27 protein-coding genes and 1 tRNA gene are annotated in these 26,922 nt (G+C 70.2%); 13 read left to right on the forward strand and 15 right to left on the reverse strand.

Features of this window, described 5'->3' with window-relative positions; all coding sequences use genetic code 11:
• Positions 1 to 40 precede the first annotated feature (40 nt).
• From rho to ACFQ7F_RS11670, 7 genes are all read right to left on the reverse strand, one after another.
• Complete coding sequence (rho, locus tag ACFQ7F_RS11640) at positions 41 to 2,140, reverse strand: transcription termination factor Rho (RefSeq protein WP_383269382.1); 2,100 nt, start codon at positions 2,138 to 2,140, stop codon at positions 41 to 43.
• Positions 2,141 to 2,513: 373 nt separating this feature from the next.
• Positions 2,514 to 3,431, reverse strand: coding sequence for a homoserine kinase (gene thrB, locus ACFQ7F_RS11645; RefSeq protein ID WP_383269384.1), 918 nt, complete (start codon positions 3,429 to 3,431; stop codon positions 2,514 to 2,516).
• A 287-nt stretch (positions 3,432 to 3,718) separates the two neighbouring features.
• The gene (thrC, locus tag ACFQ7F_RS11650) at positions 3,719 to 4,777 is read right to left on the reverse strand and encodes a threonine synthase (RefSeq protein ID WP_383269386.1); all 1,059 of its coding nucleotides are present in this window, start codon (positions 4,775 to 4,777) and stop codon (positions 3,719 to 3,721) included.
• Between the two features lie 6 nt (positions 4,778 to 4,783).
• A complete protein-coding gene (locus tag ACFQ7F_RS11655; protein ID WP_383269388.1) occupies positions 4,784 to 6,076 on the reverse strand; it encodes a homoserine dehydrogenase in 1,293 nt (430 codons plus the stop codon).
• A 138-nt stretch (positions 6,077 to 6,214) separates the two neighbouring features.
• Positions 6,215 to 7,606: a diaminopimelate decarboxylase gene (gene lysA, locus ACFQ7F_RS11660; protein WP_383269390.1), complete on the reverse strand. Its 1,392-nt coding sequence runs from the start codon at positions 7,604 to 7,606 to the stop codon at positions 6,215 to 6,217.
• 44 nt (positions 7,607 to 7,650) lie between these two features.
• Positions 7,651 to 8,769, reverse strand: coding sequence for an ArgS-related anticodon-binding protein NrtL (gene nrtL, locus ACFQ7F_RS11665; protein ID WP_383269392.1), 1,119 nt, complete (start codon positions 8,767 to 8,769; stop codon positions 7,651 to 7,653).
• A gap of 219 nt (positions 8,770 to 8,988) precedes the next feature.
• Complete coding sequence (locus ACFQ7F_RS11670; protein ID WP_383269394.1) at positions 8,989 to 9,453, reverse strand: response regulator; 465 nt, start codon at positions 9,451 to 9,453, stop codon at positions 8,989 to 8,991.
• Between the two features lie 215 nt (positions 9,454 to 9,668).
• Here ACFQ7F_RS11670 and ACFQ7F_RS11675 point away from each other — a divergent pair.
• A tRNA-Arg gene (locus ACFQ7F_RS11675) sits at positions 9,669 to 9,740 on the forward strand.
• Positions 9,741 to 9,866: 126 nt separating this feature from the next.
• Here the strand turns inward: ACFQ7F_RS11675 and ACFQ7F_RS11680 are convergent.
• Both ACFQ7F_RS11680 and ACFQ7F_RS11685 read right to left on the reverse strand, forming a co-directional pair.
• Positions 9,867 to 11,096 carry a VanZ family protein gene (locus ACFQ7F_RS11680; protein ID WP_383269396.1) on the reverse strand — a complete coding sequence of 410 codons (1,230 nt, stop codon included), beginning with the start codon at positions 11,094 to 11,096 and terminating at the stop codon, positions 9,867 to 9,869.
• A gap of 146 nt (positions 11,097 to 11,242) precedes the next feature.
• Positions 11,243 to 12,235: a helix-turn-helix transcriptional regulator gene (locus tag ACFQ7F_RS11685; RefSeq protein ID WP_383269398.1), complete on the reverse strand. Its 993-nt coding sequence runs from the start codon at positions 12,233 to 12,235 to the stop codon at positions 11,243 to 11,245.
• Between the two features lie 131 nt (positions 12,236 to 12,366).
• Between ACFQ7F_RS11685 and ACFQ7F_RS11690 the strand changes: the two genes are divergently transcribed.
• On the forward strand, positions 12,367 to 12,795 hold the full coding sequence (locus ACFQ7F_RS11690) for a VOC family protein (protein ID WP_383269400.1): 429 nt from the start codon (positions 12,367 to 12,369) through the stop codon (positions 12,793 to 12,795).
• Between the two features lie 40 nt (positions 12,796 to 12,835).
• On the opposite strand, the gene ACFQ7F_RS11695 is transcribed toward ACFQ7F_RS11690, so the two are convergent.
• Together ACFQ7F_RS11695 and ACFQ7F_RS11700 are read right to left on the reverse strand one after the other, a co-directional pair.
• Entirely contained in the window at positions 12,836 to 13,528 is a 693-nt protein-coding gene (locus ACFQ7F_RS11695; protein WP_383269402.1) for a response regulator, read from the reverse strand.
• On the reverse strand, positions 13,528 to 14,535 hold the full coding sequence (locus ACFQ7F_RS11700) for a HAMP domain-containing sensor histidine kinase (protein ID WP_383269404.1): 1,008 nt from the start codon (positions 14,533 to 14,535) through the stop codon (positions 13,528 to 13,530). Before ACFQ7F_RS11700 ends, ACFQ7F_RS11695 begins: the two co-directional genes overlap by 1 nt.
• 311 nt (positions 14,536 to 14,846) lie before the next feature.
• Here ACFQ7F_RS11700 and ACFQ7F_RS11705 point away from each other — a divergent pair, with 311 nt between their 5' ends.
• Genes ACFQ7F_RS11705 through ACFQ7F_RS11720 form a run of 4 tightly spaced genes read left to right on the forward strand, consistent with a single transcriptional unit; the run spans position 14,847 to position 17,032 of the window.
• The gene (locus tag ACFQ7F_RS11705; protein WP_383269406.1) at positions 14,847 to 15,200 is read left to right on the forward strand and encodes a TraR/DksA family transcriptional regulator; all 354 of its coding nucleotides are present in this window, start codon (positions 14,847 to 14,849) and stop codon (positions 15,198 to 15,200) included.
• Positions 15,201 to 15,228: 28 nt separating this feature from the next.
• Positions 15,229 to 15,588, forward strand: coding sequence for a TraR/DksA family transcriptional regulator (locus tag ACFQ7F_RS11710; RefSeq protein ID WP_383269408.1), 360 nt, complete (start codon positions 15,229 to 15,231; stop codon positions 15,586 to 15,588).
• Positions 15,585 to 16,358, forward strand: a complete 774-nt coding sequence (locus ACFQ7F_RS11715) for a rod shape-determining protein (protein ID WP_383269410.1) — start codon at positions 15,585 to 15,587, stop codon at positions 16,356 to 16,358. Before ACFQ7F_RS11710 ends, ACFQ7F_RS11715 begins: the two co-directional genes overlap by 4 nt.
• 56 nt (positions 16,359 to 16,414) lie before the next feature.
• Complete coding sequence (locus tag ACFQ7F_RS11720; protein ID WP_383269412.1) at positions 16,415 to 17,032, forward strand: hypothetical protein; 618 nt, start codon at positions 16,415 to 16,417, stop codon at positions 17,030 to 17,032.
• Here ACFQ7F_RS11720 and ACFQ7F_RS11725 read toward each other — a convergent pair.
• From ACFQ7F_RS11725 to ACFQ7F_RS11735, 3 genes are all read right to left on the reverse strand, one after another.
• Positions 17,029 to 18,408, reverse strand: a complete 1,380-nt coding sequence (locus ACFQ7F_RS11725) for a DUF1254 domain-containing protein (protein ID WP_383269414.1) — start codon at positions 18,406 to 18,408, stop codon at positions 17,029 to 17,031. The genes ACFQ7F_RS11720 and ACFQ7F_RS11725 overlap by 4 nt on opposite strands.
• 178 nt (positions 18,409 to 18,586) lie before the next feature.
• Positions 18,587 to 18,859 carry a type B 50S ribosomal protein L31 gene (locus ACFQ7F_RS11730; RefSeq protein WP_383269416.1) on the reverse strand — a complete coding sequence of 91 codons (273 nt, stop codon included), beginning with the start codon at positions 18,857 to 18,859 and terminating at the stop codon, positions 18,587 to 18,589.
• 259 nt (positions 18,860 to 19,118) lie between these two features.
• Complete coding sequence (locus tag ACFQ7F_RS11735; protein WP_383269417.1) at positions 19,119 to 20,132, reverse strand: Ku protein; 1,014 nt, start codon at positions 20,130 to 20,132, stop codon at positions 19,119 to 19,121.
• Between the two features lie 73 nt (positions 20,133 to 20,205).
• On the opposite strand from ACFQ7F_RS11735, the gene ligD reads away from it, so the two are divergent.
• From ligD to ACFQ7F_RS11750, 3 genes are all read left to right on the forward strand, one after another.
• On the forward strand, positions 20,206 to 21,108 hold the full coding sequence (ligD, locus tag ACFQ7F_RS11740) for a non-homologous end-joining DNA ligase (protein ID WP_383269419.1): 903 nt from the start codon (positions 20,206 to 20,208) through the stop codon (positions 21,106 to 21,108).
• Positions 21,105 to 21,986, forward strand: coding sequence for an ATP-dependent DNA ligase (locus ACFQ7F_RS11745; RefSeq protein WP_383269421.1), 882 nt, complete (start codon positions 21,105 to 21,107; stop codon positions 21,984 to 21,986). The genes ligD and ACFQ7F_RS11745 overlap by 4 nt, the downstream gene beginning before the upstream one ends.
• Before the next feature lie 130 nt (positions 21,987 to 22,116).
• Entirely contained in the window at positions 22,117 to 22,545 is a 429-nt protein-coding gene (locus ACFQ7F_RS11750) for a nuclear transport factor 2 family protein (RefSeq protein WP_383269423.1), read from the forward strand.
• A gap of 29 nt (positions 22,546 to 22,574) precedes the next feature.
• Here the strand turns inward: ACFQ7F_RS11750 and ACFQ7F_RS11755 are convergent, their stop codons facing one another.
• The gene (locus ACFQ7F_RS11755) at positions 22,575 to 23,378 is read right to left on the reverse strand and encodes a nuclease-related domain-containing protein (RefSeq protein WP_383269424.1); all 804 of its coding nucleotides are present in this window, start codon (positions 23,376 to 23,378) and stop codon (positions 22,575 to 22,577) included.
• Positions 23,379 to 23,640: 262 nt separating this feature from the next.
• Between ACFQ7F_RS11755 and ACFQ7F_RS11760 the strand changes: the two genes are divergently transcribed.
• The 4 genes from ACFQ7F_RS11760 (at position 23,641) to ACFQ7F_RS11775 (ending at position 26,902) form a co-directional block, all read left to right on the forward strand.
• Positions 23,641 to 23,976, forward strand: coding sequence for a hypothetical protein (locus tag ACFQ7F_RS11760; RefSeq protein WP_383269425.1), 336 nt, complete (start codon positions 23,641 to 23,643; stop codon positions 23,974 to 23,976).
• Between the two features lie 77 nt (positions 23,977 to 24,053).
• The gene (locus ACFQ7F_RS11765) at positions 24,054 to 24,707 is read left to right on the forward strand and encodes a class F sortase (RefSeq protein WP_383269427.1); all 654 of its coding nucleotides are present in this window, start codon (positions 24,054 to 24,056) and stop codon (positions 24,705 to 24,707) included.
• A 99-nt stretch (positions 24,708 to 24,806) separates the two neighbouring features.
• Positions 24,807 to 25,604 carry a hypothetical protein gene (locus ACFQ7F_RS11770; protein ID WP_383269429.1) on the forward strand — a complete coding sequence of 266 codons (798 nt, stop codon included), beginning with the start codon at positions 24,807 to 24,809 and terminating at the stop codon, positions 25,602 to 25,604.
• Positions 25,601 to 26,902 carry an ATP-binding protein gene (locus ACFQ7F_RS11775; RefSeq protein WP_383269430.1) on the forward strand — a complete coding sequence of 434 codons (1,302 nt, stop codon included), beginning with the start codon at positions 25,601 to 25,603 and terminating at the stop codon, positions 26,900 to 26,902. Before ACFQ7F_RS11770 ends, ACFQ7F_RS11775 begins: the two co-directional genes overlap by 4 nt.
• Positions 26,903 to 26,922 lie beyond the last annotated feature (20 nt).

A 26,922-nucleotide genomic window follows, 5' to 3' on the forward strand; every position in this document is an offset into this window, starting at 1 on the left:
CGTCGAGTGACGGGGGCGGCCTTCTGTGTGTCGGAGAGGACTAGTCGTTGCCGTTGCCCGGCGTCGGCGTCGTCTTCGCGATCTGCATGAGGAACTCGGCGTTCGACTTCGTCTGCTTCATCTTGTCGAGAAGCAGCTCGATGGCCTGCTGCGAGTCGAGCGCGTGCAGCACCCGGCGCAGCTTCCAGACGATCGCGAGCTCCTCCGCGTTGAGGAGGATCTCTTCCTTACGGGTGGAGGACGCGTCGACGTCCACCGCCGGGAAGATGCGCTTGTCGGAGAGCTTCCGGTCGAGCTTGAGCTCCATGTTGCCGGTGCCCTTGAACTCCTCGAAGATCACCTCGTCCATGCGCGAACCGGTGTCGACGAGCGCGGTGGCGAGGATGGTCAGCGAGCCGCCGTCCTCGATGTTGCGCGCCGCACCGAAGAAGCGCTTCGGCGGGTAGAGCGCGGTCGAGTCGACACCACCGGACAGGATGCGCCCCGAGGCCGGGGCCGCCAGGTTGTACGCACGGCCCAGGCGGGTGATCGAGTCGAGAAGCACGACCACGTCGTGACCCAGCTCGACGAGACGCTTGGCGCGCTCGATGGCCAGCTCGGCGACCGTGGTGTGGTCCTCGGCAGGACGGTCGAAGGTCGAGGAGATGACCTCGCCCTTCACCGACCGCTGCATGTCGGTGACCTCTTCCGGACGCTCGTCGACCAGGACGACCATCAGGTGGCACTCGGGGCTGTTGACGGTGATCGCGTTGGCGACCGCCTGCAGGATCATGGTCTTGCCGGTCTTCGGCGGGGCCACGATCAGGCCTCGCTGGCCCTTACCGATCGGCGCGACGAGGTCGATGATGCGGGTGGTGAGCACCCCCGGGTCGGTCTCCAGACGGAGCCGGTCCTGCGGGTAAAGGGGCGTCAGCTTGTTGAACTCCGGTCGCCCGCGCCCGGATTCGGCCGCCATGCCGTTCGCCGAGTCGAGGCGCACGAGCGCGTTGAACTTCTCGCGGCGCTCGCCGTCCTTGGGCTGACGGACGGCGCCGGTGACGTGGTCACCCTTGCGCAGACCGTTCTTGCGGACCTGGGCGAGCGACACGTACACGTCGTTCGGGCCGGGGAGGTATCCCGACGTACGAATGAACGCGTAGTTGTCGAGGATGTCCAGGATGCCCGCGACGGGGATCAGTACGTCGTCGTCGGCGACCTGCGGCTCGTTCGGCGCGAACTCGTCGCGGCCACGACGGCCACGGCGGTCGCGGTAACGGCCACGGCGGCCGCGGCGGCCACCCTCGTCGTCGAAGTCGTCCTGCGGTCCGTTGTCCCGCTGGTCCCGCTGCTGACGGTCACCGCGGTCCTGGCGGTCGCCGCGGTCCTGCCGGTCCTGACGACCGCCGCCCTGCTGGCGGTTGCCGCCCTGTCCCTGCTGCTGATCGTCGCCCTTGTTGCCACGGCGGTCACGGTCGCGGCCACGGCCCTGGCGGTCACGGCCCTGACGGTCACGGCGGCCGTCGGCGCTGTTGTCGCCGGAACCATCACCCTTGGCCTCGGACGGCGCGTCCGTCCTTGCGTCGTTCTTGTCGTTCTTCGCGTCGTTCTTCGGCTCGCTCTTCGCCTCGGCGGTGACCGTCTCGGGGCTGCCCGCGTCGGCGGTGGCACGGCGACGGCCGCGACGCTCGCCCTTGTCGGCACCCGCGGGCTGGCCCGGGATGTCGATCTGCTGCTGGGCGGCCTCTTCGGCCTTGGCGCCCGCGGCCGGCTCGGCCTTGTCGGCCTTGCTCGCCTTGGCGCTCTTGTCCGTGCTCGTGGAGCTCGCCGAGGTGTCCTCGCCCGTCCGGGCCTTCGAGGTGGCGCGGCGCTTGGGCTTCGTCTCTGCTTCGGCGGACGAAGCGGACGCGGCGCTCTTAGCGGGGGATCCCCCGCCGGCCTGGGCTTCCTTGATGACCTCGATCAGCTGGCTCTTGCGCATACGCGCAGTGCCCTTGATGCCGAGGCCGGATGCGACCTGCTGCAGCTCCGCCAGCACCATGCCATCGAGGCCGGTGCCGCGGCGCCGCCGGGACCCGGCCGAAGCACCGGTGGCAGGCGCCGCAGAGGCGTCCGTCGCGGGCGTGTCGGCAGTCACGCCCATCAGATCGGTGGTGTCGCTCACGAAGGGTCCTTCCCTGGAGCGGACGTCGGCCTGTCTGGCTCGGCGACCGGTTGTGCTGTCCGGAGGTCCTCTGGTGTGTGGACCATGCCGGGGCGGTGGTCCGCCAACGCGCGGCGGAAGAATTCACTGGTGATGGCGAGTCCCGGTGAGGTGCCACTCATGTGCGGTGTCACTCGACTCGGTCACGCCGGTTCCGGAGCGTGCTCGGCACCGCTCAGTGCGAGGCACAGAGCAGTTTGGGAGGCTCCCGGAAGGATGGATGTCCCGGACGGGGACACGAAGCACCTCGCCATGGTGGGGTCGGGTGCAGACTTGAGGTTAACACTACCGGGTCCAACAAACATTCCCCCTCTCCTAATCCGGCTATCGGGTGTCAAGGCGCCAGCGGCAGCACGCTCGCACCGGTCGCGTCGAGGGTCAGACGGTTGGCCGCCCAGCCCTCGCCCGCGAGGCGTGCGACCTTGTCCGCCGCACTCTCATCGACCAGCGCGAGGACCGTGGGCCCCGCGCCGGAAATCGTCGCCGGGACACCGTCCGCGCGCAGGCGCTCCACCAGAGCGGCGCTCTCCGGCATGGCGGGCGCGCGGTACTCCTGGTGGAGCCGGTCCTCGGTTGCGGGAAGCAGCAGTTCGGGGCGCCTGGTCAGGGCCTCGACGAGCAGTGCGGCGCGGCCTGCGTTGGCGGCCGCGTCGACGTGCGGAACAGTGCGCGGGAGCAGTCCGCGCGCCGTCTCGGTGAGGACGGGCTTGCCGGGTACGAAAACCACCGGAACGATGGAATCAGCGGGGTCCATCCTGATCGCCCGCGCCGCCCCCCCGTCCATCCAGGAGAGCGTGAAACCGCCGAGCAGACAGGCGGCGACGTTGTCGGGGTGGCCCTCGATCTCGGTGGCGAGTTCGAGCAGGGCGCTGTCGTCGAGCCGGGCGTCACCGCCTATCGTCACGGCCCGCGCGGCGACGATGCCCGCGCAGATGGCGGCCGACGACGAGCCGAGGCCCCGGCCGTGCGGAATGCGGTTGGCGCAGACGATTTCGAGCCCGCGCGGCTGTCCGCCGAGCAGGTCGAAGGCGGTGCGCAGGGAACGTACCAGCAGATGCGACTCGTCGCGTGGGAGCGTCTCGCTGCCCTCACCTGCGATGTCGATGTTCAGTCCGGTGTCGGCCACCCGCACGACGACGTCGTCGTACAGACCCAGCGACAGGCCTAGGGCGTCGAAGCCCGGGCCGAGGTTGGCGCTGGTGGCGGGGACGCGCACCCGGACGGCGGCGGCGCGGAACGCGGGACCGGCCATCGCTCGATGACTCTCCTTGAGCTGCGATCTTTTGAGGACTTGCCACGTGATGAGGCACTACCCGAAGGCCGCTCTGCGGCAGCACCGCGGCATATGCGGCGGGGCGGGTTGGGTACAGCCTATCGAAGGAAGGTTCTGTGGCGACATAGGGCGCACAGGAGGCGCACGATGCGTGTCGTAAGCCCCCTGTGCACCCCCTATGCGGAGTTGCGGGTTTTCCAGGCGGATATGCCCGCCGTCAGCTGCGGGTATCCCTGACCGGCTTGGCTATGCCATGCCGGAGACGGTTACGCCAGACCCAGGCGCTCGGCCGCGGCGGCCGAGTCGACCGGGACCGTGACGGGCTGCGGAGCGCCCGCGACGGCCCAGTCGGGGTCCTTGAGGCCGTTTCCGGTGACGGTGCAGACGATCCGCTGCCCCTTGTCGACCTTGCCCTGCTCGGCCGCCTTCAGCAGACCGGCGACAGAAGCGGCCGACGCCGGCTCGACGAAGACACCCTCCTGGGACGCCAACAGCTTGTAGGCGCGCAGGATCTCACGGTCCGTCACCTCGTCGATGAAGCCGTCCGACTCGTCGCGCGCGTCGAGGGCGTACTGCCACGAAGCAGGGTTGCCGATGCGAATCGCGGTGGCGATCGTCGACGGGTCCTTGACGATCTCGCCGCGCACGATGGGCGCGGAACCGGAAGCCTGGAAGCCCCACATACGAGGAGTGCGCGTCGAGATCGAGTCGGCGGCGTACTCCTTGTAGCCCTTCCAGTAGGCCGTGATGTTGCCCGCGTTGCCCACCGGCAGGACGTGGATGTCGGGGGCGTCGCCGAGTGCGTCCACGATCTCGAACGCGCCCGTCTTCTGGCCCTCGATGCGGAACGGGTTGACCGAATTGACCAGCGCCACAGGGTAGTTCTCGGAGAGGGCGCGGGCGAGGTTCAGGCAGTCGTCGAAGTTGCCGTCGACCTGGAGGATCTTCGAGCCGTAGACGAGCGCCTGGCCCATCTTGCCGAGTGCGATCTTGCCCTGCGGCACGAGGACCGCGCAGACCATTCCCGCGCGTACGGCGTAGGCGGCGGCCGAGGCCGACGTGTTGCCGGTGGAGGCGCAGATGACGGCCTTGGCGCCCTCCTCCTTGGCCTTCGTGATCGCCATCGTCATGCCGCGGTCCTTGAAGGACCCGGTCGGGTTGGCGCCCTCGACCTTGAGATGGACCTCGCAGCCCGTGCGCTCGGAGAGCACCTGCGCGGGGACGAGCGGCGTGCCGCCCTCGCGGAGCGTCACGACCGGAGTCGTGTCGGAGACGGGAAGACGGTCCCGGTACTCCTCGATGATTCCGCGCCATTGGTGGGTCATTGCTGACTACTCCCCTTCAACCCGCATGATGCTGGCGACACCACGCACGGTGTCGAGATTCCGCAGCGCCTCGACGGTGCCGGTGAGGGCGGCGTCGGGCGCGCGGTGGGTGACGACGACGAGGGAGGCCTCGCCGTCCTTGCCCGTCTGACGGACCGTATCGATCGATACGCCGTGCTCGGCGAAGACCGTCGCGACCTGGGCGAGTACACCCGGCTTGTCGGCTACGTCGAGGCTGATGTGGTAGCGCGTGACGACCGCGCCCATGGAGTTCACGGGCAGCTGGGTGTACGCGGATTCGCCGGGCCCGGTGGTTTCGCCGAGCTTGTTCCGGCAGACGGCGACGAGGTCGCCGAGAACGGCCGACGCGGTGGGAGCGCCGCCCGCGCCGGGACCGTAGAACATGAGCTGTCCGGCGGCCTCGGCCTCGACGAACACGGCGTTGTACGCCTCGCGGACCGACGCGAGCGGATGGCTGAGCGGAATCATCGCGGGGTGCACGCGCGCGGTGACGGACCCGCCGTCGGCGGCCCGCTCACAGATGGCGAGCAGCTTGATGGTGCAGCCCATGCGCTTCGCGGACGCGAAGTCGGCGCCGGTCACCTCGGTCATGCCCTCGCGGTACACGTCGTCGAGACGCACGCGCGTGTGGAACGCGATACCGGCGAGGATGGCGGCCTTGGCGGCGGCGTCGAAGCCTTCGACGTCGGCGGTCGGGTCGGCCTCGGCATACCCGAGAGCGGTGGCCTCGTCGAGGGCTTCCTGATACCCGGCACCGGTGGTGTCCATGGCATCGAGGATGTAGTTGGTGGTCCCGTTGACGATCCCCAGAACCCGGTTGACCTTGTCGCCGACGAGGGACTCGCGCAGCGGCCGGATCAGCGGAATGGCACCGGCGACAGCAGCCTCGTAATAAAGATCCCGGCCGTGCTCCTCGGCGGCGGCGTGCAGCGCCGCGCCGTCCTGGGCGATGAGCGCCTTGTTCGCGGAGACCACGGACGCACCGTGCTCGAAGGCGGTGGTGATGAGGCCCTTGGCGGGCTCGATCCCCCCGATGACCTCGACGACGACGTCAATGTCACCGCGTTTGACCAGCGCGGTGGCGTCGGTGGTGACGAGGGAAGGGTCGATCCCCTCGCGCACCTTCGACGGACGGCGGACGGCGACACCGGCGAGCTCCACCGGGGCACCGATCCGGGCCGTGAGGTCGTCGGCGTGCGTCGTCATGATGCGCGCCACCTCTGAGCCGACAACCCCACAGCCCAGCAGCGCCACCTTCAGCGGACGCGTACGCATCATCCGACCTCACTTCTCATACATCTACAGTGGGACCAGTCTCACCCACCGGATCCCAGTTTCTATCCACGGTCCGGATCGTGAGACATACATTTCACTGGCCGATACTTGGCTGCTCGCTGATTCTCGGCCGATTTTTCCTCAGCCGACATCGAGACGCAGGAGATCTTCCTCCGTCTCGCGCCGGACGATGACCCGCGCCTCACCGTTCCGCACGGCCACGACCGGCGGACGAAGGGCGTGGTTGTAGTTGCTCGCCATGGAGCGGCAGTACGCGCCGGTCGCGGGCACGGCGATCAGATCGCCGGGAGCGAGGTCGGCCGGAAGGAACGCGTCCTTCACCACGATGTCCCCGCTCTCGCAGTGCTTGCCGACGACGCGGACGAGCATGGGCTCGGCGTCGGACGTCCGCGAGACGAGCGCGACGCTGTACTCGGCGTCGTAGAGCGCGGTACGGATGTTGTCGGACATGCCGCCGTCGACAGAGACGTACGTACGCAGTCCTTCGAGCGGCTTGACGGTGCCGACCTCATAGAGGGTGAAGGCGGTGGGCCCGACGATGGCGCGCCCCGGCTCGACGGAGATACGGGGAGTGCGCAGATTGGCGGCCTCGCACTCCCGCGTCACGATCTCGCCGAGCGCCTTGGCGATCTCGTGCGGCTCGCGGGGGTCGTCGTCGGAGGTGTAGGCGATGCCGAGCCCGCCGCCGAGGTCGATCTCGGGAAGCTCGACGCCGTGCTCGTCACGGACCTCGGCGAGCAGCTGCACCACGCGCCGCGCCGAGACCTCGAACCCGGCCATGTCGAAGATCTGCGACCCGATGTGCGAGTGCACTCCGGTGAGCTCAAGGCCGTCCAGTTGCAGGGCCCGGCGCACGGCCTCGGCGGCCTGTCCCCCGGCGAGGGCGATGCCGAACTTCTGGTCCTCGTGGGCGGTGGCGATGAACTCGTGGGTGTGGGCCTCGACGCCGACGGTCACGCGGATCTGCACGCGCTGACGGACACCGAGCCGGTCCGCGATGTGCGCGACGCGCACGATCTCCTGGAAGGAGTCGAGCACGATGCGCCCGACGCCGGCTCCGATCGCCCGCTCGATCTCGTCCTCGGTCTTGTTGTTGCCGTGGAACGCGATGCGGTCGGCGGGCATACCGGCGTCGAGAGCGGTGGCGAGCTCGCCACCGCTGCACACGTCGAGGTTGAGCCCTTCCTCGTGCAGCCACCGGACGACGGCACGCGAGAGGAAGGCCTTGCCCGCGTAGAACACGTCGGCGTCGGAGCCGAAGGCGCCGCGCCAGGCGTGGCAGCGGGCGCGGAAGTCGGCCTCGTCGAGGAAGTAGGCGGGGGTGCCGAACTCCTCGGCGAGCCGGGTCACTTCGATCCCGCCGACGGTGACGACACCGTCCGCGGAGCGATCGACGGTCTGCGCCCAGACCTTGGGGTCGAGGGAGTTCAGATCGGCGGCCGGGGCGGTGTAGTGCCCTTCGGGCAGTACGTCGGCGTGGCGGGGCCCGGCGGGGTGTGCGGAACGGCTCATGTCGCGGTCGTCTCTCTCACGTCTGTCTTCACGTCTTCACGTGGTCACAAGTAGTCAGGGGCGCTGATGCCGAGCAGGGACAGGCCGCCTGCGAGCACCGTCCCGGCGGCTTCGGCGAGCGCGAGCCGGGCACGGTGGGCGGCCAAGGGTTTCTCGTCACCCAGCGGAAGGACGGTCGGCTGGAAGGCCAGGAAGGCATCGGCGATGACGACGAGCTGCCGGGCCAGGCGGTCGGGGGCACGGTGGCGGGCGGCGGCGGCGAGCTGTCGCGGATACGCGGCGATTGCGTCCAGCAGGTCCCGCGCCGCTATTTCTTCTACGTCCCCGGGGGCGCCGGCGAAGCCGAGGGCAGCGGCGTTACGGGTGAGGGCGCGGGTGCGGGAGTGGGCGTACCGCACGCGGAAGAGGGGGTTGCTCGCGCGCTGGAGCAGGTGCTCGTCGCTGATGCGGGGCCGGTCGTGGGCGGCCGGGTGCAGCAGGGCCCAGCGGGCGGCGTCGCGGCCGAGGAAGGTGGGGTCGGCCGGGGCGGGGACGGGGCGGAGGGTGTTGATGGAGGCGGGGGGCCGTCCATGTCCGTCCACGTGGACGCCGAGGGTGTCCCAGCGGGTGTCGGGGGCCTCGTCGCAGGTGTTCCGTACGTCCTGTGCGAGGGCGCCCTGGGAGATGAGGATGCGGCGGAGGGAGTCGGCGAGGACGGCGGCGCGGACTTCGCGGGGGAAGTGGAGGGTGAGGGCTTCGCTGTCGCCGGTGCTGGCGGTACTGGCGGTGCCTGGCTGAGCGTGGCCGTAGTGGGCGCCGCGGGTGAGGACGTCGCGGACGAGGGCGGCGGAGGGACCACCCTCATCGCTCCTGTCGCCGCCCCGGTCGAGGGTGATGTTGAGGAAGCCGGGCCCGGTGATGTCGATGGCGGCGATGCCGGGCTCCCGGGCGAGCCGCGGGGACAGCACTTCGGCGACCTGGCGGGGCGTCTGCCCTGCGGCACGGGCGACCTGCAGGGCGACGTTGGTGGCGTAGTCCCCGGCCCCGCCGGGCCGTGGCCGCTCGACAACGACGCGCCGGGTCATGTCCACGTCACTCACGTCACCAAGGGCACTGAGCTCGCCGTCGTCGACGGCACGGCGCATGGCGCGCAGCACGGTGCGGGAGAGCTCGACGGGGGTCACGGGTCAAGCGTATGGGAGGAGGGGGGTGGGCACGCGACCTGGTTTCCCGGATGGTCCGGGATGTGGACGGGGAGGGGCCTGCGCGGGCACCTGCCGGTGGGGTGAGCGGCGTCCGGTGGCGGGGCGAGCGGCGACCGGGCGGCGGGGTGAGCGGCGTCCGCACCAGCGCCTGTCAGTTACTGCCGCGTACCCGCCGCGACGGCTGGGCCAGCCGTCGGATCAGCCGCCGGAGCGACCGGCGCGCTCGGCTTCTCCGGCGGCCCCGCAGTCACTGCCGAGGGCACCACGCCCGCCCCCGGCACCACCACCCCCGTGCTCCATCAACTGCCGTACTATCCCGAGCAGTTCGGAGGGTTCAAAGGGCTTGGCGAGAAACGCGTCCACGCCGACTTCAAGCCCGCTCTCCACCTCGTACTGAGTGCAGGCACTGACAATGACGATGGGCAGATTTCGGGTCCGCGGATCGGAGCGCAGCCGAGCGGCGGCGCGCAGCCCGTCAAGGCGGGGCATCACGACATCGAGGGTGACGACATCAGGTCTGACCTGGTTCACCACATCCAGGCACTCGGCACCATCAGCCGCGGTCACGACCTCGAAGCCCTCCAGCTCGAGGTTGACCCTGATCAGTTGCCGGATGACCTTGTTGTCGTCCACAACAAGCACGCGGCCGGACACGCCTGACACAACTCGAGAGTAGGTCCGCGCCCGCCGCCGCGTCCGGGTTTTCCCTACTTCCGCACCTTGCGGGGTAGCGGGCGGCGGAGCCGAGGGCGACCTCTGGGACGCAGGGTGCGGAAGCGGCGGTCATGACGGCCGCCGAGGTGCGGAAATCCCTGTTCATGGGGAGCCGTTAGGAGCTGGTAGGGTTCTACACGTCGCCGCGCAAGCAGCGCTGACACGCCCCCGTAGCTCAGGGGATAGAGCATCGGCCTCCGGAGCCGGGTGCGCAGGTTCGAATCCTGCCGGGGGCACTTCGTCTCAACCAGCACGATGATGCGGTTGATCGGCGCAAGTGCCAAGCATGAAGAGCGGGAACCAGTCTCACTGGGTCCCGCTCTTTGTCGTTGTCGCGCACTGATCGCGACGGGTCCCGGGGCCTACGGAGCGTCCGCGTGCTCGACGTGGGAACCGGTGTCGGCGCGCGTGTGCGCCAGCGCCACCGTGTGCACCCCGGACGCCCGCTCGTGGGGCCAGAGGTCCGGCCTCCGCCTCCGGGTCATCAGCACGTACCCGCCGAGCAGGACCACGACGAGAACGATCAGCAGCACCTGCGGAAAGTGGTCGATCAGCTCCCACTGGATCGCCTGCACGTCCGCCGCCGAAGCGTCCCGGACGCGGCGCACCACCCACGACGGCCCGTACAGCAGAACCATCGAGGCGGCCACGAGGGTCGCCATCAGCGGGAGGGTCACCACGCCAAGGAGCGACGCGCGGACTCCGATCCGCCACAGCGCCGGCCGCCCGTCGCCTTCGGCCGACGCCAGCTTCAGCAGGAGAAGCCGCTTGCCCGGGGTCGTCCTCGTCAGCCAGGGCAGTACGACGAACCACACGGCGAAGACCGCGACCATCACCTGAGGTATGGGATGGGATGCGCTGTACACGTCTTCCGCCGTGGCCAGGACCACGAGGACGGTGACGGCCGAGACTCCGGTCAGGTCGACAAGGAGTGCCACCAGGCGCCGTCCGGGGGTGACGGACTGTCGGACCGGCGTCGCGTCGTCCAGCTTCTCCCGCGTCGGGAGCAGTCGGGCCAGCGGCCCGGCCACGTACCAGCCGAGCAGCGCTCCCGCGGTGTTGAGCAGCAGGTCGTCGACGTCGAACAGACGGTACGGGCACGGGTAGGTGCCCCACAGCGCGGTGCCCTGCGTGACCTCGAAGAACAGCGAGGCGCCGAAGCCCGCGACGGCCGCAGCGGCGAAGCCGCGCCGCAGGTGACAGCGGACGAAGACGCCCAGCGGGAGCAGCAGGGCCAGGTTCAGGACCGCACCGCTGACCGCGGGGTTCTGGAACACCAGCGCGTTCAGCGTGACCTTGTGGTGCGCCTCCTTCCAGATGTCGCTGAAGGTGTTGCCCGGTATCCACTGCGGGTGGGCGACCGCCGCGAACGCTTTGCACATGTCCGCTGTCCGCTTGGGCAGCGGGACGAGCGTCATGCACAGGGCCGTGATCGCGTAGTAGAGGAAGCCGAGGAGCGACAGGGCGCGCCACTGCGACATGGTGCCGTGGCGGCGGTACAGGACGACCGCCGTCGGGAGGAACAGCACCAGCGCGAGGAGCGGGAAAAGCGCTGCCGCCGTCTTCATCGGCAAGAGGTACGCAGAAGTCATGCGCGAGACTATACACAACGCCTATACACGGCATGTATAGAGGTGTGAGCTGCGACTTTGCCTGAGTGGGGTGTCGGACGGGATTCCCCAGGCGTTGAGCTGGTGGGTGGTGAAGCGGCGGGACAGGCGGGCGCCTTGAGGTGCGGTCAGGAGAGACTCGCGGCCCTGGCGTAGCGCTCGGCGAGTTCGGCGAACGCGGTCGTCAGTTGTGGTGGGCCGATGACCTGGATGTCGGTGTCGAAGCGGCCGATGGTTGCGGCGAGGCCTGTCCATGACCATGAGCCGAGGGTGAGGCGGCAGCGGTCGGGGGTGAGTTCCTCGACGATTCCGTCCTGTACGAAGGGGGCCACAGCCTGCGCCGGGAGGTTGAGGAGGACTTCGCCTCGGCAGGGCCAGTCGGCCGTGGCGCCGTCAGTTCCACGGAAGCGGCCGGTGACGAACGCGGCTACGTCGTCGCCGGGGAGGTCGCGTGGGGTGAAGCGCGGGCCCGTGGGGGTGCGGGGTCGTATGTGGTCGGCGCGGAAGGTGCGCCAGTCGTCGCGGTCCAGGTCCCAGGCGAGCAGGTACCAGTGGCCGCGCCAAGTGATGAGGTGGTGGGGGTGCGTCCTGCGGGGGTGCTCGGCGGGGGTGGCGGCGGTGGGTGCCTCGGCCAAGTCGCCGTAGTCGAAGCGCAGTTCCTCGTGCGCGTGGATCGCTCGGCTCAGTTCCATCAGGAGCTGCGTGCCCGCCTGGGATGCGTTGCCGGTGGCCTCGGGTGGCTGGACCGCCGTTACCTGCAGCATGTCGATGCGCCGGCTCAGACGGGGCGGCATGACCTGGCGAACCGTGGACAGGGCCCGTACGGCGTCTTCGCCGATCGTGCTGTTGGTGGCCACGGACTGCAGTGCGAGGGCCAGGGCCACGGCTTGGCCGTCGTCGAACAGCAGCGGGGGCAGTTGCGAGCCGGCATCCAGGCGGTAGCCGCCGAAGGGGCCCTTGAAAGCGCGGATCGGGTAGCCGAGTTCCCGTAGGCGGTCGATGTCCCGGCGCACCGTGCGCGGGGTGATGTCGAGCCGCTCGGCCAGGTCGTCACCCGACCAGTCGCGATGCGCCTGGAGCAGGGAGAGCAGTGCGAGCAGTCGCGATGACGTCTTCTGCATGCCCATCACTCTGCCCGAAGTACAGGACACAACCTGTCCGCTACCCCTGGAACGGTGGGTTTCAGATTCAGATCCAGATCCGGATCCCGATCCCGATCCCGATCTACCAGACCGCACACAAGGAGTAGGCCATGTCCGTCACGACCACCACCCACCTGAACTTCCGGGGCGACGCACGAGCGGCCCTTGACTACTACCAGTCCGTCTTCGGCGGACGCATCACCGCCGTCACGTACAAGGACATGGGCAACATCCGGAACGAGAACGAGGCTGACTGGGTGGTGTGGGGCGAGGTCGTTGGCGACAACGGCTTCCATGTCATGGCCTACGACGTGCCCTCCCAGCTGCCCTGGGACCAGGGCAGCAACCCCTTCTTCGTCTCGGTGCGCGGTGACGACACGGACGAGATCAGTGCCCTCTGGCAGAAGCTGGAAGCGGGAGAGGGTTCGGCCGTGGCGCAGCCCCTGGAAGCGTCGCAGTGGGCACCTCTGTACGGCATGCTCACCGACCCCTTCGGCGTGACCTGGGTCCTGGACGTGGCGGCCCCGTACAACGGCTGAGCGCCGGGATCCGGGCGGGGTCCGCCCCCAGTCAGGGTTCTCAGGGTTCGATCAGGCCCGCCCGGATCGCGTAGCGCGTGAGCTCAAGGCGGTTGCGCAGGCCCAGTTTGTGCAGCAGGTTCGCCCGGTGCCTGTGGACCGTCTTGATGCTGATGAAGAGCATCTCGGCGATCTCCTTGGAGGAGTGGCCCTCCGCCACGAGCTTGAGGACCTCCTCCTCGCGCGCCGTAAGGACCTGGTCCGGTGGCTCCTCGCCGTGGCGGACGCGGTCGAGGTAGTTGCGGATGAGGGCCGTGACCGCTCCCGGGTACAGGAACGGCTCGTCCCGCATCGCTGCCCTGCAGGCGGCCACCAGGTCTCGGTCGGCCACCGACTTGAGTACGTATCCGCTGGCGCCGGCCTTCAGCGCCTGGAAGAAGTACTGCTCGTTGTCGTGCATCGTCAGCATCAGCACGCGTACGCCGGGCTTCAGCGCGGCAAGTTCGCGTGCGGCCTGCAGGCCGGTCATCCGGGGCATCGCGATGTCCAGGACGGCCAGGTCGACCTCGTGCGTGCGGGCCAGGGCGACGGCCTCCGCTCCGTCCCCCGCCTCGGCGACGACCTCCAGGTCCCGCTCACCGTCGAGGATGAGCCGCACTCCGCGACGTACCAGCGCGTGGTCGTCGGCGAGGAGGATGCGGGTCTTGTTCGACTTCGACGTGTTCGACTTCGACGTGTCGGCGGCTGTACTCATCAGTGCTTCCCGGCCGTGGGGGTGGGGGTGGCGGTGGAGGTGAGGGCGATGGGGTCAGGGGCGGGGGCAGGGAGCGGGATCGTGAGCCGGACCTGCGTACCGGTCCGCGGCTCTGACGTGACGTCCAGCGTTGCCCCGATGAACAGAGCCCGTTCGCGCATCCCGCGGATTCCCGCCCCCTCGTGGGCGACCCCGGTCCCGCGGCCGTCGTCCGCGACGGTCAGCGCGACTGCGCCGTCGGTGCGGCAGAGGCTGAGCTCGACCTTGCCTGCCTCGGCGTGGCGGGCCGCGTTGGTCAGGGCCTCCTGCGCCACCCGGTAGACGACGAGTTCCGCCTGCTCGTCGAGCGGCGGCAGGTCCGCGTCGTAACGGCGTACCACCCGTAGTCCGGCGTGCGTGGCGAACTCGGTGGTCAGGGAGGTCAGGGCGCTGATCAGACCGAGGTCGTCAAGGACGCCGGGCCGCAGTCTGCGCACCAGACGGCGTACTTCGTCCAGGCTCCCCCGGGTGATCTCCTGCGCCTGCTGGAGCTCACCGCGCAGGGGTTCGTCCGCCTCGTCCGACGCCCTCTTCAGGGCGAGCAGGACCGCGGTCATGGTCTGGCCGACCTCGTCGTGGAGTTCCTGGGCGATGCGGCGCCGTTCGGATTCCTGCGCCAGGAGTACGCGGGCGCTGCTGGCGGCACGTTCCTGCTCAAGCCGTTCCAGCATGGCGTTGAAGGTGCGGATCAGCTCGGCGGTCTCGCCGCGGCCCTGTTCCGGCAGTCGGTGTCCGGGGCGCAGCAGGTCGACGGTGGTCATCAGCCGGGTGAGCCGGTCCAGCGGGGCGAGGCCGATCCGTAGCAGGGCCGCGTTGGCGACCAGCATGACTGCCATGCCGACCACGAGGATGACCGCCTCGGTAAGCACCACCGGCACGGAGACGGTCACCGGCGCCCACAACAGCAGCGCGGTGGCACTTCCCAGCACTACCGCGTTGAGCGCGAAGATCCGCCAGAACAGGGACAACGGGGTGGCGCCTTTCTTGTGCGCGCTTGCAGGTGCGGGCTTGCAGGTGTGCGTGTGCTCTCGTACGCGCGTGATCTTGACCGGTTCACCTGATCTTGACCGGTTCACCGTCAAGACTGCCCGTTTCCCTTCCGTCCGTCGATGGGGCCCAATGCCCATTTTCCGACCTCGGCCCGCCCACGCCGCCATGGGGTCCTGGGGACGCCGGAGATGGGTATCGCGCCCGATGGGTTTTGCGCGGCGTACCGGCGACCGTGGGAGCGAAAGCCTGTTGGAAGCCCGTTGAAAGCCTGTCGAAGGAAGGATCCGCCATGTCGCTCGACACCCGCACTCCCCCGGTCGAGGCCCGCCCCGAGCGTGTGACCCCGCGCGAGGCCCGTCGGCGCCTGGAACACGAACGTGCCTCCCGTCTTGCGCAGCTCCAGGCCATCGGCGATGCCGGGCGGGAGGCACAGGCGGTGGAGGAGGCGGATGAGGCGCAGGTGATGGCAGCGCAGAGGGACACCATCGAGCGGGTACTCCGAGAGGTCGAGGCCGCTCTCGTACGCGTCCAGGACGGCAGCTACGGGACCTGCCCGGGCTGCTCCAAGTCCATCCCTGTCGAGCGCCTGGAGATCCTGCCGTACACGCAGTTCTGTGTTCCCTGCCAGCGCAAGACCGGCTGACCACCGCACGCCCTGCCCGAGGGGTGAAGTGATGAACCACCAGATCATCGACCTGTCGGCCGACGACCTCGCCGCGCTGCGCGAGAACCTGCACGAGCAGCTCCTGTTCCGCCGGGACCAGTTGCAGCAGCTCTCCGCCTCCGCGATGACCCGCGCGGACACGCTCCTCGACCGGCAGAGCGCCGCCAGGACCGAGGTCCGCGTCAAGCTGGCCGCCTCCGCCCGCATGGTCCTCGCCGACGTCGAAGCCGCGTTGGGGCGCATGGACCGCGGCGACTACGGCGCCTGCCACCTGTGTCTGTGGCCCATTGCCCGCGAGCGCCTGATGATCGTGCCGCAGGCCGGCTTCTGCGCCCGCTGCCAGCAGGTCCAAGGGGTCGCCCGATGACCGGCATCGCCCTCGACCTGGGCAGCGCGCGGACCCGTGCCTGGACGTCAGGACGCCGGATGATCCTCGACGTTCCCACGGTGACTTTCCATGGCGGCGGTGCCGTGTACCCCATCCGGCGCGGTGCCATCGTCGACACCCCCGGCACCGCCCGCATGCTCGACCGGCTGCTCGGTCATCGGCTGCCCCGCTTCAGCCGGCCCCTGCTCATCCTGACCGCACCCGTACTCGGCGGAGTCGCCTACCGTGCCGAAGCCCGCGTCGCCGTCGAGGTCTTGCGTCCGCGCAGCGTTCTGACCATCCCCACCGCGCGAGCCGTGGCCTCGGCCGCGGACGCCGATCTGACCCGTCCCCTGCTCGTCGTGGACATCGGTGCTCACCTCAGCGAGGTCGCGCTCCTCGTTGACGGCGCGGTGGTCGATGCCCGCCATACCGCCCTGGGAACGAGCGACGTGGACGGTGTGGCCTCTTCCCCGCCCATGGCCTCGTCCCCACCCTCCCGGATCATCGACTGCGTCGTCGCGATGGTGACCGCGATGCTCGAACAGGACCGCACATCCCGGACCCTCGAAGCCGTCCGGCGGGGCGCGCTGCTCGCCGGTGGCGGCGCCCTGCTCCCCGACGTCAGCTGCGGCCTCGCCGGACAACTGCACGCTCCCGTCCTGCCCGTGCCCGCACCGCACACCGCAGCGGTGCGCGGTGCCGCGAAGCTTCTCCGGGCGGCGCGCGCCCATCCCTCCGCCGGCGGAGGCACCGCGCACCCCCAATAGGCCCCGCCTCATAGGCGCGCCTCCGCTCCATCACCAGCGCTCAAGGAGAGACCCCCGTGGCCGGCCCCGTACCCCCGGCACAACCGCCCCCCGAACAGCCCCCGCGCACACCGCACACCCTGTTGTGGCGCTGGCGTCGCAACCCTCTGCGCCGCCGTACCGACCTCGTACAGGCGTGGATCGCAGTCGGCCTGTTCCTGGCCGTCCTGACCGCCACCCCGGCCGCCGTCGTCCTGGTCGGCGACGCGGCCCGCCGCCACACCGAACAGACCGCCCGGCAGCAGGCCGACACCCGGCACCGCACCGACGCCGTCCTCGTCCACGACGCGCCCCGCCACCCCAAGCCCTGGTCGGCAGAGGTGCAGAAGGCCCGGTACCCGGCCACCGTCCGCTTCACCGACCGCCACGGACAGATCCGCACCGCGGAAGCGGACGTCGAACCCGCCCTGCCTGCCGGGAACACCATCCCCGTATGGGTCAGCGACGAGGGAGAACTCACCGACCCGCCCCTGACCGAGGACGAGGTCCGCGACCACACCAAGGGCTACGTCGTCCTGGCCGCCATCGCCGTCCCCATCATGGGCACCGCCGCGTACGCCTATACCCACCGCAGGCTGGAGCGGCGCAACCTCGCCCAGTGGGGGGCGGCCTGGGCTCGTACTGGACGGCCCTAGCTCCGGCGGATCGGCGGCAGCTCGTATGTTCCGTCGAAGATCGCGGCGCGGGGCGTGTACATCCGCAGGACCGGGCGGAAGCGGCCGTCGGGGGTGGGCAGCCAGTTCGCGGCCGTCTTGTCGTCGGCGGGGTCGGCGGGGCGTTGCGGCTGGAGGCGGAGGGTGAGGGAGCCGTCGTCGTCGTAGCTCAGGCCCGGGGTGCGGTCGCCGATCGAGTAGCGGTCGATGGGGTTGGCGACCAGGTGCCGGTCCGGCAGGTCGTACACCGTGACCGACCAGAACGCGTCCACGGGCGGCGGCTTCTCGAAGCGCAGGGTGTAGGACTGCTCGCCCTCCAGGGGGCTGCCGTCGCTGTCGTGCCACGCCATCGCGTACGCCGCTTCGTAGCCGTGCTTGCCCCAGAGCGCGGTGTGGGCCGACGTGGCGCGCAGCATGCGGCCCAACTCCCGGTCGGCGCAGACCCATTGGGGGTCCTTGAGTGTGCCCACCTCGAAGTGATCGATGTTGTAGTCGAAGGCGTGGTAGCTCAGCTGCCAGCCGTTCTGCTCCTCATCGCCCTCGCGATGGCCCTCGCTATTGCCCTCGTGACTCGATGCTTGTTCGACCTTCTCCTTGCCTGCCGCGTATCCCGCGCGCAGTGCTTCGGCGAGGTCCGGCTCAGGATGCGTGTAGGGACTCTGCGTGTCCAACAGGCCCAGTCGGGCGAACCGCTGTTGGTACGTCAGGTCCGCCGGAGCGGGCGGGAAGGACGCCATCCTGATCCGTAGCTTCTCGTAGAAGAGCAGTTCCGGTTCGTCGTCGGAGATGTACGTGTGGGTCGGCAGGCCGCGGGGCTCTCCGGAAGCCGTCCAGTACGGCTCCAGGTGGGTGTCCTCCTGGAGGGCTTGCACCGCCGCCACGTCGTCCGGTCCCGCGCAGGCCCACCGTCCGACGATCGTCGCCACCTCGGTCGGCACGGGGATGCGGGTGGCGCCCAGCGGGACCTCCTCGTCCCAGCCGGGCGGCGTGAGGAGGTAGCTGGCGGCGCCCGTGCCGGTGGCGCGGCGGCCCACGTACGCGAAGTTGTTGGTCCACGCGTCCACGAACTGCAGGACGTAGTAGCGGCCGTCGGTGTCCGGCACGGTCAGGAGCAGGGCGCCGCCGGACAGATCGAGCTGCGCCACCGAGTAGACGGTGTCGTGGTTGGCGTCCGCGGAGGGGGTGTCGGGCCCCGCGAGTCTCTCTGCGTGGCTGAACTCGTTGAACGGCGCGGGGGCCAGCGAGCCCATGCCCTTGCGGGAGAAGCGGTCGACTTCGTCGAGGTTGAGCACCAGCGGGTAGCCGTAGATGTACGCCTCGGCCGCCAGCGCCTGGAGATCGATCGTGCCGTCGGTCATGCCCGCCGCCTTCTCGTGATCAAGCTCGTCCGTCGTTCTTCGCTCTTCGTGCTCGTTCGTCGTGCTCGTTCGGCGTTCGTGATCAAGGTTCTACGGACATCGTCGGGGCGCCGTGGTCCTCCTGCCACTCCTGCGGGTTACGCGGCGTGGCGCGGGCGGGGTGAGGGGCAGCGGCTGGTCACTCCGGTGTGGCCGGGGGTGCCTGATCGCCGAAGCGGCGTTCGAACTTGGCCACCTGGCCCTCGGAGTCCACCACTCGGGCCCTGCCCGTGTAGAAGGGGTGGCTCTCGGAGGAGATCTCGACCTCCACCAGCGGGTACGTCTCGCCGTCGTCCCACTCGATGGTCTGGTCGCTCTCTGCGGTGGAGCGGGTGAGGAAGGCGTAGCCCGCTGAGCGGTCCCGGAAGACCACGGGGCGGTAGTTGCTGTCCCTGTTCTTGTCCTGAGTCATTTCTCAAGGTTCGCCGGGTACGGGCGCTGGGGCGAGCCTGGGGGCGCCACGCGGGGTATTTCCGGCCCCTAACAGGCCTCTCCCACCCACCCGCCCGTTCACCCCGCATCTTCGGCCCCAACGAACAAGCTTTTCCCACCCACCCACCCGATTGCCCCGTGTCATCAGGGTGGGTGGGTGGCTGGCGCGGGCGGGGTGGGGCGGGAGCACGCGCGAGGGCGGAGTGAGTGGTGGGGGGCCTGTGTAGTGGAGGGGCGTTCTACGCCGACGATGCACGCTTCTTCGTGGGTGTCTTCTTTGTTGGGGGCTTCTTCGCCGTCGTCTTTTTCGTGGCCGCCTTCGACGTCGACTTCTTCGGCTCCGCCTTCTTTGACGACGCCGTCTTCTTCGCCGTCGACTTCTTGCCCCCTACCTCCTTCGGCGTCGTCGCCGGAGCCCGTTTCCGCGCGCTCCTCGCCAGCGGCGTCACCTCCGCCGACTTCCCCTCGCTCCGGCCCGTCCTCGCCGCGCGAACGCTGCTCTCCAGCGCGGCCATCAGGTCGATCACCTTGCCCCCGTCCCCCTCCGCCGCCTCCCCGGGCGGCTCCGCCGGGCCCGTGCCTTCGGCCTTGGCGGTGACGAGTTCCTCCACCGCCGTGCGGTAGTCGTCGTGGAGGGAGGACAGTTCGACTTCCCCCAGCGTGTCCATCAGCGCGTCCGCCAGGTCCAGCTCCGCGTCCCGCACCTTGACCTGGGAATCCGGGGCCACCCCCTCCGACGTACGGATCTCGTCCGGCCACAGCAGCCCGTGCATCGCGATCACGTCGTCCACCACCCGCAGCATCCCGAGACGCTCCCGCCCCCGCAGCGCAAACCTGGCGACCGCCACCTTCTCGCTCCGCTTCAGCGCCTCCCGCAGCAGCGTGTACGGCTTCGTCGCGGGCACCCCGTTGGCCGCCAAGTAGTACGCCGTGTCCATCTGCATCGGATCGATCCGGTCCGCCGGCACGAAGGCGACGATCTCGATCGTCTTGGCCGTCGGAATCGGCAGGGCCGCCAGATCCTCGTCCGTGATCGGGATGATCGAGCCGTCCGCGTCCTCGTACCCCTTGCCGATCTCGGCGGACGTCACCTCCCGCTCCTCCAGCTCGCACACCTTGCGGTAGCGGATCCGGCCCCCGTCCTCCGTATGGATCTGCCGGAAGGAGACCGAGTGGTTCTCGGTGGCGTTCACGAGCTTGATCGGGATGCTGACCAAGCCGAAGGAGATCGCACCGTTCCATATGGATCGCACGTCAGGCACCTCTCAGCAGCAGCCGAGTGTCGAAATTCGGGTGGTTCATCACCATTCGTGGGATTCTCATCGTATGACGCCGATCACCGAGGTGGAGGGGCGGCGGCTGGCCCTCAGCAATCTCGACAAGGTTCTGTACAGCGCGTCCGGCTTCACCAAGGGCGAGATGCTGCACTACTACGCCAGTACGGCCGGGGCTCTCCTCACCCATCTCCGTAACCGGCCCCTCTCCTTCCTCCGCTTCCCTGACGGGCCGGACGGCCAGCACTTCTTCGCCAAGAACGTGCCGCCCGGCACCCCCACCTGGGTGCACACCGCCGACGTACCGCGCTCGCGCTCGGAGGGGACCGCCCGGCAAGTCGTCGTGGATGATCTCGCCAGCCTGATGTGGGCCGCCAATCTCGTGACCGAGTTCCACACGCCCCAGTGGCAGGCCGACGCGCCCGCCATGGCCGACCGGCTCGTCCTCGACCTGGACCCCGGCGATCCCGCCACCATCGTCGAGTGCTGCCGGGCAGGCCTCTGGCTGCGCGAGCGCCTCCAGGCCGACGGTCTGAGCGTCCACGCGAAGACCTCGGGCTCCAAGGGGCTGCATCTGCTCTGCCCCCTGGAGCCGACGCCCTCCGAGCAGGTCACCGCGTACGCAAAGGAGCTCGCCAAGGAGGCCGAGGCCGAGCTGTCCGACCTTGTCGTCCACCGGATGACGCGCAGCCTGCGCCCAGGCAAGGTCTTCGTCGACTTCAGCCAGAATGCCGCCGCGAAGACGACCGCCACCCCCTACACCCTCCGCGCCCGCGAGGAACCGACCGTCTCGACCCCCGTGACCTGGGAGGAGGTCGAGGCATGCGGCAACCCGGCGGACCTCGTCTTCCTGGCCGGCGACATCGCGCCCCGCCTCAAGGAGTACGGGGATCTCCTGAGCCCGCTCACCGACCCGGACCGGGCCCGCCCCCTCCCCCGCGAGGCCGGTTCGTGATCGCCCCGCCCCTCCGGGTCGCCCTCGCCGATTCCGTCACCGCGCTGCCGCAGGGCGGCGGCTGGGCCTACGAGCCGAAGTTCGACGGCCACCGCCTGCTCGTCTTCGCCGACGGTCATCGCGTACGGCTGCAGGCCCGCTCCGGCCGCCTCGTCACCACCGCGTTCCCCGATCTCGCCGAGGCCGCGAAGCAGCTGCCCGAGGGGACCGTGCTCGACGGCGAGGTGGTCGTCTGGGCCGACGGCCGCATCGACTTCGGCGCCGTCCAGCAACGCGCCGCCGCCACCCGCTCGCACGCCACGCACCTCGCGCGCACGCTCCCCGCCTCGTACGCCGCCTTCGATCTGCTCGCCGATCAGGGCGACGACTGCCGCGCCCTGCCCTACGAGGAACGGCGCGCACGCCTCGTACGCATCCTCGGACCGCTCGGCCCGCCACTACAGCCCGTACCGATGACGACCGACCGCGAAACGGCCCTGACCTGGTACGAGACCCTGCCCGCCACCGGCATCGAGGGGCTGGTGATCAAGCGGCTCGACGGGGCCTACCGGGGTGCGGCGCGCGCGTGGCTGAAGCTGCGGCACAGCGACACCCGGGACGCGGTCGTGGTCGGGTTCACCGGGAGCAGGGGCCGCCCGCAGGCGCTCGTACTCGTCCTGCCGGGGGACGGCACGCCCGTGGTGTCGTCACCGCTCGCCCCCGCGCTGCGGACTGCGGCCGGGGCCGCGCTGCCGGAGGCCAGGGGCGAAGGGACCGCGATCGCCATCGGGATCGGCGAGGTCACCTATGCCGCCCTGCCGACGGAGCCGCCCGTGACGGTGGAGGTGCGGCAGAACACGACCCGGCACGCCACCGCGGTGGTCGTCCGCTTCCGCTGAGCCCGCCGCCGTACGGACATGACAGGCGGCGTCACGGCTAACCAAGTTGGCTAATCAAGTTTGACTACGGCGGAAATTGAGCATATCTTCTTCACGCAGCCGCACTAATCAAACTTGATCAGGAGTGTGCATGACCGTTCTGCCCGAGACCGGATACGTCCCGACCGACGAGGACCGCGCGAGCCTGGCCGCCTGGTTCGCCGAGTACGACGCACACAGCGCACGGCGCGACGTGGAGCGCATGGCCGACCTGGCCGTCTTCCCGCTCAACCTGGTCAGCGACGACTCCGCGGGCGACGGGCGCTCCGCGCAGTGGGACCGGAAGCAGTTCGTCGCGACCATGACGCACGTGATGGGCGACGGGAGCGAGGACATCACCTTCGAGTCCACGCGCACGCCCGTCTTCCTCTCCCCCGCCATGGCCGTGGTCTTCACCGACTCGGTGATGACCGCGAACGGCGAGACACAGCAGTTGCGGTACGCCGACATCCTGCTGAAGCGGGGCGGGGCCTGGGCGTTCCAGACCATGATCCAGGGTGGCTGGGGCGACAACCTCTGACCTCCTGAACTTCTAGACCCCCTGAACTTCTAGACCCGCAGCCACGTACGCCGGTCGCGTGCCATCGCGTGCAGCGCCTCGACATCGGCCGGTTTCAGTACGCCGCCGATGCTCGCGATGGCCGCCACCTCCACGTCGCGCACGATCCGCACCTCACGCGGCGGGGCGACGACGTCGAGGTCCGTCGACCCGGAGAGGGCGAGGACCGGGCGGATCTCGGCCGTCAGCGCGAAGGACGCCCGGTCCGCGCCGGCCCGGATCTCCCTCACGAGTGGACGCGGGTCCGCGCGGCCGACCGTCACCATCGGATCGGCGACGCGGACCCGCTGCTTGCGGGCGGCGAGCGTGTGGACGCTGAACAGGCCGCCTGGGCCGATCAGGAGGTGGTGGATGCGGGCGCCGCCCGGCAGCGGCACCGAGTGCAGGGTGTGCCAGCCGGCGCCTTCGAGGCCGTCGAGCACATCGCCGATGGCCTGCTCGGCGACGAGCGCCCGCTGCCGCGGATCGGCGCGCAATCGGCGGGCGGGGGCCGGGTCACGGTCCAAGGCGACCAGGAGGGCCTCGCCGGGGCGGTTCGGGGCCAGGTCGTCGTCCGGATGGAGGGCGAGGCGGGCCAGCTCGGCGGGGGTGGGGACGGGCGGCGGGCCGACCGAGTAACCACCGGTCAGGAAGGGGGCCAGGGCGCGCAGGACGGCATCCCTGTGCTCTTCGCTGAGCAGATTCACGCGGGACGACTGCCTCTCGTACCACGCCAGGCTCCTGCCGTCCGCGAGGCAGACGTACAGCCGCTCCTGCCCGTGCCGCCAGGCCGGTATGACGCGCAATCCGCTCATGCACCATCACCCCACCGCCCATGGGAGCAGCAAGGACATGCCTGGGGCAAGAAGCTGTGCGACGCGGAAGAAAGTGCGGAAAGAAGTTGAGCCATCCGTGACAGCACCGCTTTCGCAGTGATGGCCCGCTGTTACATAGTCGACGAATCGCCGCAATGGCGGACATCTAGCTTCAGAGGTGCCCCTTTCGCCGCTCCCCCTGCGGCGACCAGCCGACGGCCACCCGCCGTCAGCTGTTGGCCGCCAGCCGTTAGGACCGCCCGTGAGCACCCACCGCCGCCGCGCCATCCTCCGCACCACCGCCGTGACCGCCGTCGCCACAAGCGCGCTCCTCATGCCGGCCGTCGCCGCCGTCGCCGCCGCGGACTCACCGGTGCACGCCGAGGGCTCGAAGGGAACGAAGGACACGAAGACGGTCGCTCCAGTCGCTCCGATCGCGCCGGTCACCCAGGTCGCGCCCAAAGGCAGCGTCGAGGCGGGCATCGAGGGGTTCCACAGCGGCGACCCCGTATTCATCGCCGCCGGTGGCGCCATGGCGGCGGCCGGTGCGGCCGGGCTCGGGTACTCCATGCTGCGTCGCGGCCGCACCGACGCCTGAGCCCTCCCTTCCACTCCCCCTCCCCCTCCCCCTCCCCCGCAGCACGGCACCGCAAGGCCACCCCCAGGAGCGCCCCCGTGAGCACCCCCACCGAAGAAGCCCCCACCCCCGTCCCCGCCAAGCGCCGCCGCACCACCACCCGCATCGCGGCCGCCGCCACGCTGACCGCCGCCCTCGGCGTCGGCCTGATCGCCTGCGGCCAGGGTTCCGGCGACCCCGCGCCCGACGTCAAGGTCGACAACGCCGCCGCCGCACCGGCCGCCGCCCCCCACGCCCCGCTGGAGAAGTCCCGGCCCACAGGCCTGCGGATACCCGCGGCCGGTGTCGACGCCACGTCGATGCTCGACCTCGGTGTGGGCGCGGACGGTGCGCTCGATGTGCCGCCCGTGGACAAGGCGGACGAGCCGGGCTGGTGGACCGGCGGCGTCACCCCGGGCGAGAAGGGGGCGGCCGTCCTGGTCGCGCACTACGACACCGCGAAGGGGCCCGCGCTGATGAAGAACGTGGCAAAGGTCAGAATGGGGGACAAGATCGAGGTGCCTCGGGCGGACGGGAGTACCGCGACGTTCAAGGTGCGCGAGATCGAGCAGGTGAACAAAAAGAACTTTCCCACCCATAAGGTGTACAGGGCGGCCGACCGACCCGAGCTGCGCCTGCTGACCTGCGGTGGGCCGATCAAGGGCGGCCACCGCACCGACAACATCATTCTCTACGCCGACCTCGCGCCGTAGCCTGATCCCGCTCCACAGCCGGATCCCGCGGCGGCGCAACCGAACCTCGCGCCGCAGCCGAGCCGCCCCAGGGCCGCTCCACCGGCAGGCAGGAGTGCAGTGCACCGCAGCCGTATCGCGCTCGCCGCGGGCCTCGTCGCGTCCGGGGCCCTGCTGGCCGGCGGCTGCGGTGACCCGGGCGAGCTGCGCAGCGCGGGATCGGCGCCCACCGCCGAGGCGCCGACGCGCCTGTGGCCGAAGCTGCCGCCTCCGTCGGCGCCCGCCGAGGACTACGGCACGATAGAAAGCGTGCCGGTCAAGGGCGTGGGCGTACCGGGCGGGGACCTGCGCAAGGTGGATCCGGTCACCGTCGCCAAGGTCGATTTCGACAAGAATCCGGGGATGTACAGCCGTTCGGACGCGGTCTACAAAGAGACCGCCCAGAGGCTCGCCACGTGCGGACCCGGCCATGACACCAGCGCCGGCCACCACTCCGCCGACGACAAATGTCCCGTCCTCAACGCCTACTACCGCGACCTCACCGGCGACGGCAAGGACGACCTCATCGTCGGCATCCGGCTGTCCCAGGGGCACTCCGAGAATCTCGACATCCGCGCCTACGCCGTGGAGAAGCGGAAGCTGACGCAGATCATGGAGATGGGGGACGCGGTGATCGGCGTCGAGCTCGCCGGGCATGAGGTGATCGTCCGCGCGGTCTCCGGCATGCCGGGGTACGAGTACCGCACCGTCTGGTCCTGGGACTCCCACCAGAAGACCATGCTGCCGACGACCGACGAGATCGTGCGTTCCCCGAACGCGCCGTCGGGCAAGCCGTCCAGCAAGCCCTCCCGCAAGCCCGAGCCCGCGGCCGGCCTGCGCCCCGTGCCCTCCTCCACTTCCCCGAGCGACAGCCCATGAGTCACCGGCTGCCGCGCGGGCTTCGGTTCCCCGCCTGGACGGCGACGCTGACCTGGAAGGCCGCGGTCTTCATCACCGTCATGTGCTGCGCGCTCGCCGCGCTGCTCGGCGCGCTCGTCCATGTCTCGGTGACGAACCAGACCGTGGGCCAGGCCCGCGACCACGCCCTCACCCGGCTCGACGACGCCACCGACGCGTACCAGGCGGGCGACGACCTCGGCCCCGACGCGGGGGTCGACCCTGCGGGCCTTCCCGCGCGGCTGCGGGACCTCGCGGCGGGCGGGGAGCGCGGGACGATGGTCGACACACAGGAGTCCCGGCCGACGATGTGGGCCGCCGGGCCCACCACGGACCGGCGCGCCATCGCCGTCCAGGTCGACTACTCCCAGGGCGCCCGCACCATCGACGGACTCGACCGGGCCATCCTCGGCTCATCGGCGCTCGCGATCGGGGCGACGCTCCTGGTCGGGGCGTTCGCGGTGACGCGCGTGACGCGGCGCCTGCACCAGACGGCGAGGGTGGCGCGCCGGATCAGCACGGGCGACCTCGACGCCCGCGTGAACGACCCGCGCACCCGCGAGCTCTCGCGCCGCCAGGACGAGGTGGCGGCGGTCGCGGGCGCCCTCGACACGATGGCGTCCTCGCTGCAGGGCAAGCTCCAGAGCGAGCAGCGCTTCACCGCTGACGTGGCGCACGAGCTGCGCACGCCGCTGACCGGTCTGCACGCGGCGGCCGAGCTGTTGCCGCCGGGGCGTCCCACGGAGCTGGTGCTCGACCGGGTCGCCGCCCTTCGCACCCTCACCGAGGACCTCCTGGAGATCTCCCGGCTCGACGCGAAGAGCGAGCGCGTCGACCTGGACGACCACCATCTCGCCCCACTGGCCGAGCGTGCGGCGCGGGGTTCAGGAGTAGGTGCCGAGCTCGTCGTCGTACGCGATGTCTGTGTGGTGACCGACCGGCGGCGCCTGGAGCGGGTGCTCGGGAATCTCATCGCCAACGCGGACAAGCACGGGCGGCGGCCCGTCGTCCTCACCGTCGACGGGCCCGTGGTCTCGGTGCGCGATCACGGCGACGGATACCCGGATTACCTGGTGGAACACGGGCCGCAGCGGTTCCGCACGGAGGGGACGTCCCGGGGGCACGGGCTCGGTCTGACGATCGCGCTCGGCCAGACGGCGGTCCTCGGCGGGCGGCTCACGTTCACGAACGCGGCGGACGGCGGGGCGGTGGCGACGCTGACGCTGCCGTACGACGAGTCGGCGGAGAGCGAAGTCAGGGGCGCCGACGGGGCGGCTTGAGGGCAGCTTCAGGGCGGTTT

Origin of the sequence: Streptomyces sp. NPDC056486, assembly GCF_042795295.1 — a bacterium.
Lineage (GTDB): Bacteria > Actinomycetota > Actinomycetes > Streptomycetales > Streptomycetaceae > Streptomyces.